The organism is Ruegeria sp. BHSB058 (assembly GCF_059613285.1).
This window is the reverse complement of record NZ_JBXWSF010000052.1, coordinates 19,050-27,599: the sequence shown is the minus strand read 5'-3', so window position 1 is coordinate 27,599 and position 8,550 is coordinate 19,050. Positions and strand designations below refer to the sequence as shown.

General features: G+C 62.1%; 7 protein-coding genes. 4 read left to right on the top strand and 3 right to left on the bottom strand.

The window, feature by feature from the left end; all coding sequences use genetic code 11:
* The 4 genes from AC2FNB_RS13640 to AC2FNB_RS13625 form a co-directional block, all read left to right on the top strand.
* Window positions 1-452 (top strand): hypothetical protein (locus AC2FNB_RS13640; RefSeq protein ID WP_496747170.1); only part of this gene is annotated, 452 nt, incomplete at its 5' end.
* A 47-nt stretch (window positions 453-499) separates the two neighbouring features.
* Window positions 500-1,375, top strand: coding sequence for a fumarylacetoacetate hydrolase family protein (locus AC2FNB_RS13635; RefSeq protein WP_496747168.1), 876 nt, complete (start codon window positions 500-502; stop codon window positions 1,373-1,375).
* Between the two features lie 104 nt (window positions 1,376-1,479).
* On the top strand, window positions 1,480-4,089 hold the full coding sequence (gene mprF / locus AC2FNB_RS13630; protein ID WP_496747167.1) for a bifunctional lysylphosphatidylglycerol flippase/synthetase MprF: 2,610 nt from the start codon (window positions 1,480-1,482) through the stop codon (window positions 4,087-4,089).
* Between the two features lie 9 nt (window positions 4,090-4,098).
* Entirely contained in the window at window positions 4,099-4,422 is a 324-nt protein-coding gene (locus AC2FNB_RS13625; RefSeq protein WP_480750601.1) for a YidH family protein, read from the top strand.
* Between the two features lie 112 nt (window positions 4,423-4,534).
* Here the strand turns inward: AC2FNB_RS13625 and cydB are convergent, their stop codons facing one another.
* The 3 genes from cydB to AC2FNB_RS13610 are packed head-to-tail and all read right to left on the bottom strand — an operon-like array spanning window position 4,535 to window position 8,537.
* Window positions 4,535-5,542 (bottom strand): cytochrome d ubiquinol oxidase subunit II, encoded by a 1,008-nt coding sequence (gene cydB / locus AC2FNB_RS13620; RefSeq protein ID WP_480750602.1) that lies wholly within the window; start codon window positions 5,540-5,542, stop codon window positions 4,535-4,537.
* Between the two features lies 1 nt (window position 5,543).
* Complete coding sequence (locus AC2FNB_RS13615) at window positions 5,544-6,932, bottom strand: cytochrome ubiquinol oxidase subunit I (RefSeq protein ID WP_496747165.1); 1,389 nt, start codon at window positions 6,930-6,932, stop codon at window positions 5,544-5,546.
* A gap of 48 nt (window positions 6,933-6,980) precedes the next feature.
* Complete coding sequence (locus AC2FNB_RS13610) at window positions 6,981-8,537, bottom strand: efflux transporter outer membrane subunit (RefSeq protein ID WP_496747163.1); 1,557 nt, start codon at window positions 8,535-8,537, stop codon at window positions 6,981-6,983.
* Window positions 8,538-8,550 lie beyond the last annotated feature (13 nt).

Here is an 8,550-nt window from a genome sequence, read left to right as displayed (position 1 = left end):
CCCATCATCGCCTCAGTTTGTCGCCTCGCTTCGCAGCCAATCCAGAACTCAATCCGTCCCAGCCGCTCCATCCAGCCCCCCAACAGCACCTCAGCGCCGCCGGTGAGGGGCGTTCTAGGCCCAACCTCAAATCACCGCAAGCACAAAATCAACAAAATCCAAAAAAAATACAAAACCCCAATAAATCAACCTGTTTTCAACACCTTACAAGAAATACACCCGCCCAAATCAAACCAAAAAAACAAACACCACAAACACACATCCCAAAAAATAACAAAACAAAACCCCAAACAATCGGACCATCGCACCATATGTTGTGGACGCCCATCTTGGCGGCACAAGAATCCACTCCACCTGCAAGTACCGCGAGTCGGTTTTACCGCAGCACTTTACATCGGGCCTGTCGGTTTCGGCCCCGCATGCGCCCGGAAGTATTTGCCAGACGCCCCTAATTCCCTAGGGTTGCCGGGACAGTCGACAGCAAGGCGGACATGACGAAATGAAACTGATGCGTATCGGGCAGCCGGGGCAGGAGAAGCCGGCGATTCTGGACGATGACGGGCGGCGGCTGGACGCCTCGTCTCTGGTGGCGGATTGGGGGGGATCGAACCTCGAGCCGACCAAACTCGCGGAACTGGGTCAGGCGGTGCTGGCAGGACTGCCCGTCTTGCCGAATACCGAAAGAATCGGCCCTTGTGTTGCCGGGCCGGGCAAGTTCATCGGCATCGGCCTGAACTATTCCGACCATGCGGCGGAATCGGGGCTGCCGGTACCGACGGAACCCATTCTGTTCATGAAAGCCACGTCGTGCATCTGCGGGCCCAATGACGACGTGATCATCCCGAGGGGATCCGTCAAGACGGATTGGGAGGTCGAGCTTGCGGTGGTGATCGGCCGCGCGGCGCAATATGTGCCTGTCGCCGAGGCGCTGAACCATGTCGCCGGTTATTGCGTTGCCAACGACATATCCGAGCGCAGCTTTCAGATGGAGCGCGGGGGCCAGTGGGTCAAAGGCAAGAGCGCCGACACATTCGGCCCCATCGGCCCGTGGCTGGTGACAGCTGACGAAGTGCCGGATCCGCAGAACCTGAAGCTTTGGCTCAACGTCAACGGGACGGCCCGCCAGAACGGCAACACGGCCACGATGATCTTTGGCGTGGCCGAGCTTGTCTCTTACGTCTCGCAGTTCATGAGCCTGCATCCCGGCGACGTGATCAGTACGGGCACGCCACCGGGTGTCGGGATGGGACAAAATCCGCAAGTGTATCTGTCACCGGGCGATGTGGTGGAACTGGGTGTCGAAGGCCTGGGCGTTCAGCGACAGCGGCTTGTCTCGGCGGACCAGGCCCCCGGAACCACAATCGGCGAACACTAGGCAGGTTGCGTCAACTGTGCGAGGATAACCTTCGATGCCAACGGCTTGCAGGTCTCGCGCCCGCGCAGGGGCGGCACTTGTAGCGCAGGAACCGGGTATGATCGTTGAGTAACACCGAACAGACACAGGACACACCGCCCCTTGACCTGCCCGGTCGGGTTTCCCGTCTGCTGGCACATCCGCTGCTGAAACTGGTGGTGCCGCTGGTGATCGTGGCCATCGCCTTTGTCGTGCTGCGGGACCTGTCGGCGCATGTCAAATGGACGGACGTCAAGGCGGATGTCGCCGACAGCAAATGGAGCACATTGGCGCTGGCGCTGGTCTGGACGGCGGTCAGTTTCCTGTCGATCTCGTTTTACGACATTCTGGCCGTGCGCAGCGTGGCCGATGGCCAGGTTCCGGCCCGCGTGGCCGGGATCGCCGGGGCCAGCGGATATGCGATTTCCAACTTTCTGGGCTTTTCCTATATCACCGGCACTGCCGTTCGGTATCGCATTTATGCCTCGCTCGGGTTGGATCTTGGCCGCGTGGCGGGGGTGATCGCCACCTCATGGGTGGCGTTCTGGATGGGGCTGTGCCTGATACTGGGGGTTCTGTTGACCCTGCACCCCAGCGGTCTGTCCACTGTCCTGCCACTGTCGGACATGATCGAGACCGTGATCGGCATCGGCTTTCTGGTGGCGCTGGCGCTGCTTTTTGGCTGGCTGACCGGCGGCGCGCGGCGGTTCGATTTTCTGGGCTTCGGCTTTGACCTGCCGGGATTCCGGCTGGCCGCCCTGCTGACGCTGGCGGCCATCGGTGATGTCCTGGGGGCGGCGCTGACGCTCAAGGTGCTGATGCCCGCAGATCTGGTTTCGAGCTTTCCGTATTTCTTCACCATCTTCATTGCCGCCATCGCACTCGGCATCCTCAGCCACGCACCGGGCGGTATCGGCGTGTTCGAGGCCACGCTGATTGCCGGGCTGGGCGCGTCGGGCCGGTCCGACGTGATCGCCGCGCTGCTGCTCTACCGGCTGGTCTATACGTTCGTGCCCTTCCTCGTGGCCTGCACTACCATCGCCATAACCAGCGCCATCGCCCGACGACATGCGGTCAAGGGCGCGGCCACATGGGCCTATCGCATGACCCGCCCGGTGGTTCCGATGGCGGCAGCGGCGGTGGCGATGCTGGCCGGAGTGATCCTGCTGATTTCCGGCGCGCTGCCCGCCGACACCAGCCGGCTGGGTGTGCTGCGCGATTTTCTGCCCCTGTCCTTTGTCGAAGCCTCGCACCTTTTGGGCAGCGTGGTCGGCCTGTTGCTGGTTCTGGTATCGCGCGGCCTTTACCGCAAGCTTTACCGCGCCTGGGTGGTGGCGATGCTGCTGATGGCGGTGGGGTTTGTTCTGTCTCTGAACAAGGGGCTGGATGCCGAAGAAGCCATCTGCATGTTGTTCAGCATCACCCTGCTGGGCCTTTTTCGAGGCGCGTTCTATCGGGTGTCCGGCGCGTCGATCTTTCGCCTGAACATCCCGTGGTTCATCGGCATCCTCGCCCTGATGGCGGCGATCTTCTGGATCGGTATGTATGCCTATGGCCACGTGGCCTATCAGAATGCGCTCTGGTGGGATTTCGCGTGGCACGGCGATGCCTCCCGGTTCCTGCGCTCCAGCCTTGTAGTGGCGATCATCCTGGTTGCGGTTGCCTTCAACTCGTTCCTCAGCAAGCCGGTCAAGACCAGTGCGCCGGCGGAAATCCCCGAGGTGGTGCGGAAACTGGCGCTGGAAAGCCCCGATACCGAGTCGCAGATCTCGCTGTCCGGCGACAAGCTGTTCCTGATTTCGCCAGACGAAACGGCCTTTCTGGCCTATGCCGATACCGGCGCCTCGCTGATTTCCAAAAGCGAACCTGTCGGCGACGAAGAGGCCGGGCGTCAGCTGATCTGGCAGCTGCGCGAAATGGCCGACCGCGAAGGCAAGAAATGCGCCTTTTACAGCGTATCGCCCCGGTACCTGCCCACTTTCCTCGACCTCGGGCTGTCGATCCTGAAGATCGGCGAGGTGGCACGGGTCGATCTGACCGGGTTCACGCTGGACGGCTCGTCCAAGAAACGGTTCCGGCAAGCCCGCAACCGGGCCGAGCGCGAAGGCTATGTGTTCGAAGTGGTGCCGCGCAGGGACGTGCCTGCGATCCTGTCCGAACTGCACGGTATCTCGGACAGGTGGCTGACCAACAAGCAAGGCCAGGAAAAGGGTTTTGCCCTTGGAGCGTTCACCAATGCCTATATGTCCAATTTCGACCACGCGGTCCTGCGCAATGGCGAGGATGGCAGGATCGTGGCCTTTGCCAACCTGTTTCAGGGCGGGCACAAAAGCGAGCTGTCGCTTGACCTGATGCGCTATGAACCCGACGCGCCGAGCTTTGTCATGGACGCACTGTTTGCCGAAATGATGCTGTGGGGGTCACAGCAGGGGTTTCACTGGTTCTCGCTGGGTGCCGCGCCGTTCTCCGGGATCGAGAACCGGCAGCTGGCCTCGCTTTGGAATCGGATCGGCGGGCTGGTCTATGAGCATGGCGAGCATTTCTATCACTTCGAGGGGCTGCGCGCCTTCAAACAGAAATTCGACCCGGAATGGACGCCGAACTATCTGGCCAGTCCCGGCGGTCTGGCCGCCGCGCAGGTGCTGTACGAGGTCAATATCCTGATTTCCGGCGGCCTGCGCGGACTGGCCAAATAGGAGGCGGCGATGATCGACAAATTTCGCGACCACGCCGCCAACGAGCGCACTTTTCTGGCCTGGGTTCGGACGGTCATCGGGATCATCGGCTTTGGACTGGTTGCCGCGCGGCTGGGAAGCGACAAGGCGGCCTTCTGGTCCGAGGCCTCGATGCTGGGCGCCGGAGGTGTGGTTCTGGTGCTCGCCTATTTGCGCATGCGACACATCAAAAGGAACATCGCATCGAAGGATAACGTCGAGGACGACACGCTGGTGGCAGATGCGTTGCTGCTGCTTTTGATCGTGTTCCTGTTTGGCCTGCTTGGCGCCTTTGCGCTGCACGTATCTCAGTAATGTCAGCCGATCGCCCAGCGGATCAGCAGCGTCACCGCTCCCAGCACCACGACTCCTCCCGCCCAATAGAGGACGAACCAGCCCAGACGGGTGAACGTACGACGTCTGCCCATCAGTCATAGCTCTTTGACGGATCGACCTTGCCCCGGAAGATCCAATAGGAAAACCCGGAATAGGCCAGGATGACCGGCACCAGGATCAGCGCCCCGATCAGCGCGAACCTCAGGCTTTTGTCCGGCGCGGCCGCCTCGGCGATGCTCAGCGAGGGCGGCACCATGTCGGGATAGAAACTGATACAGACCCCGACATAGCAGATCACGAACAACAACTGCGCCGACAGGAACGGCCTCAGGTCCCGCCCGCTCGCAAGGCCATGCAACAACCGCCAGCCTGTGCCCAGAACCAGCAGCGGCATCGCAACCGAATAAGCGGCGGCGGGCCAGCTCAGCCAGCGGTCCAGATACTGCGGCTCCAGCAAGGCGGTGCGCCAAAGAACCAGGGCTATAAAGGCAAGAACCGCAAAAGTCAGACGGCGCGCCAGATGGCGCATCCGGGCCTGCAACTCCCCTTCGAGCTTGAGGTTCAGCCAGGTCGATCCCAGCAGGGCATAGCCCGTGACCACCGCCACCCCGCACAGGATCGAATACGGTGTCAGCCAGTCAAACGTCCCCCCGGAGAATTTGCGGCCCGTAACGGATATGCCCTGAACCAGGCCGCCCAGAACGACGCCTTGCAGGAAGCCCGCTTGCAGCGACCCCCACCAGAACGCGGCGTCCCAGAACCAGCGCCAGTTCTGCGTGCGCCAGCGGAATTCGAACGCAACGCCGCGCAGAACCAACCCCAGAAGCATCCCGAAAATCGGAAGGTAAAGGGCGGGCATGATCACGGAATAGGCCAGCGGAAACACCGCGAACAAACCGCCTCCGCCCAGAACGATCCATGTTTCGTTGCCATCCCAGACGGGCACGACCGAATCCATCATCAGCGCCCGTTCGCGCGCCGATCTTGCCGCCGGGAACAGGATTCCGACCCCCAGGTCGAACCCGTCCAGCACCACATAGGCCAGAACCCCGAATGCGATCAGCGCGGCCCAGATGGTCGAAAGCTCGATCCCCAGCATCTCAGTCCCTCCTGTCCAGCGGATGACGGCTGGCCACGTTCACCGGCTTGCCCGCGTGTTCCGGCAGACCCACATCGGGCGCTGAGGACATGAGGCGGAGGATATAGGTGACGCCTGCGGCGAATACCAAACCATAGACGACGATGAACCCCGTCAGGCTGGAGGCAACCGCCGAAGCCTCGACCGGCGACACCGAATCCGACGTGCGCAACACCCCGTAAACGGTATAAGGCTGCCGCCCGACCTCGGTCGTGACCCAGCCCGCAAGTATTGCCACGAACCCGGCGGGCCCCAGCGCTACTGCGGCACGAAGCAGCCATGGGGACTGAAACAACCCCCCGCGCCAGCGCGCCCACACGCCCCAAAGACCCAGCAGCAGGATCGTCACGCCCAGCCCCACCATGATGCGGAAACTGAAAAAGACGATGCCGACCGGCGGCTGATCTTCAAGAGGCACCGTGTCCAGCCCGTCCAGCGGCGCGTTCAGGTCGTGTTTCAGGATCAGGCTCGAAAGCTTGGGGATCGAGATGTCATAGTCGATGCGCTGATTCTTCTGATCGGGAATGCCGAACAGAACCAGCGGTGCGCCATCCGGATAACTTTCGAAATGCCCCTCGATCGCCATGACCTTGACCGGCTGATAAACCAGCGTGTTGCGGCCCTGCGCGTCGCCCGCAAACATCTGCAGCGGTGCCAGGATGATCACCGCCCACATCGCCATCGAAAAACTGCGCCGCGCCGCCGGGTCGGCCCGGTCGCGCAGCAACACCCAGGCCGACGCACCACCAATCACCAACGAGGTGGTCAGGAACGCCGCAAGCACCATGTGGCTCAGCCGGTAATGGAACGAGGGGTTGAAAATGACCTCTCCCCAATCGGTCGGCACAAATTGCCCGACGTCGTTGGTGGTGAACCCCGCAGGCGTCTGCATCCAGGAATTCACCGACAGAATCCACGTGGCCGACAACAGCGTGCCAAACGCCACCATGGCCGTTGCAAACATATGCAGCCCGTTGCCCACACGGTCGCGCCCGAACAGCATTATGCCCAGAAACCCGGCTTCGAGGAAAAAGGCGGTCAGAACCTCATAGGCCATCAGCGGCCCGATCACCGGGCCGGCCTTGTCGGCGAACCCGGCCCAGTTGGTGCCAAACTGAAACGACATCACCACGCCCGACACTACGCCCATGCCAAAGGCAACCGCGAATATCCGTCGCCAGTGATCGAACAGGGTGCGATAGACCTGCTCGCCTGTGGTCAGCCAGAGCGCATTCATCACTGCCAGAAAACTCGCCAGCCCGATGGACAGCGCCGGAAAGATGATGTGGAACGAGACGGTAAAGGCAAACTGCATCCGCGCCAGGGTTTCGGCGGTCAGATTGGCAAACATCCAAGCCTCACTTTCCCGACAGGAACCCGGTCACGTACCGCACCCGCCTCAGTCAAGACTCACCCCCGTCGGGGTTTTCTCCAACAGATCGCCCCAGTCGGTGCGATAGGCCATCTCGGCCAGAACCGTATCGGGCAAAAACTCGCGCCCCTGCCGGATCTGCCAGCCGCCGCCCAATCCCTTGTAGATGGCGATCAGGTTCTCCGACACCGAGGCCCGCGCATCGATCAGATCCGCCTCGGACCGCAGCAGGGCCGTCTGCGCGTTCAGCACCCGCGAATAATCCGCCGTCCCGTCGCCGTATTGCGCCACGGCAATGTCGGCGGCGCGTTTCGCCGCCTCGACGCTTTTCTGATAGAACCCTACCTGCTTGCGCGCCTCGCTATAGGCGACCATGGCGTTTTCGACCTCGGAATACGCAACCAGAACCGTGTTCTGGTAATTCGCCACCAAAGCCTGAAACGCCGCGTCCTGCGCCCGCACGTTGTTCTTGATCCGGCCATAGTTGAGCACATTCCACACCACCCCGGCGCTTGCCAGACTGGTGCCACTTGAGGAACTGAACAGGTCATTGCCCGACGACGCCTGCAAGCCGATGGAACCGGTCAGGATGAATTGCGGGTAAAGGTCCGCCATCGCGATGCCGACCTGTGCCGATTGCGCGGCGGCCTCCAGTTCCGCAGCGCGGATATCAGGGCGGCGGCGCAGCAACTCGGCCGGAACGCCGACCGCCACATTGGCTCGGCCCGAAGGGATACGACCGGAATTGCCCAACAGGCCGGTCATCCGCGACGGCGGCGCCCCCAGCAGCACCGCCAGGGCGTTCTTGGCCTGCTGCAGATCGCTTTCCAGCCCCGGCACCAGCGCCTTGGTGTTGTTGAGCAGCGCCGTGGCCTCCTGCACGTCCAGTTCCGTGGTGACGCCGTTGTTGAACCGCAGCTGCGCCAGATCAGAGGATTGCTGTTGCAGTTCGACATTTCTGCGGGCAACCGCCAGCGCCTCCTGCAATGCACGGATGTTGACATAGATCGCCGCGACATCGCCGGTCAGCGTTACCAGCGCATCATCGTAATTGGCCACCTGTGCTGCCAGATTGGCCTTGGCCGCCTGCGTGCCCCGACGCTGCGCGCCCCAGACATCCAGTTCCCACTGTGCGTCGAACCCGACTTCCGAGGTCGCAAATTCCGTATCCAGCGGAATGACGCGGCGGATATCGCGCACCGGGCCGATATTGTCGCTGATCTCGCGCCGCGTGGCCGAGGCGCCGACGACCTGCGATTGCGGGTAAAGCTCGCCAAAGGCGATGCCCAACTGCGCCCGCGCCTGCAACACGCGCGCGCCGGCAATCTGTAGCGTCAGGTTCTGGGCATAGGCCTCGGCCACCAGCTTGTTCAGCGTCGGATCGTTGAACGTCTCCCACCATTTCACCACCGGCGCACTGCGGGCGGTCAAACCGCTTTGCTGGCTGGCGCCGGGACTGTTGGCCTCGATCCACTGTTTCATGACCGGCGAGTTCGGACGAACAAAATTCGGACCCACCGGGGTACAGGCCACCGCCGCCATGAGGCACAGCCCCGCTAATTTGACCTGAACGCGTCTCACCATCCCAGGTTCATCC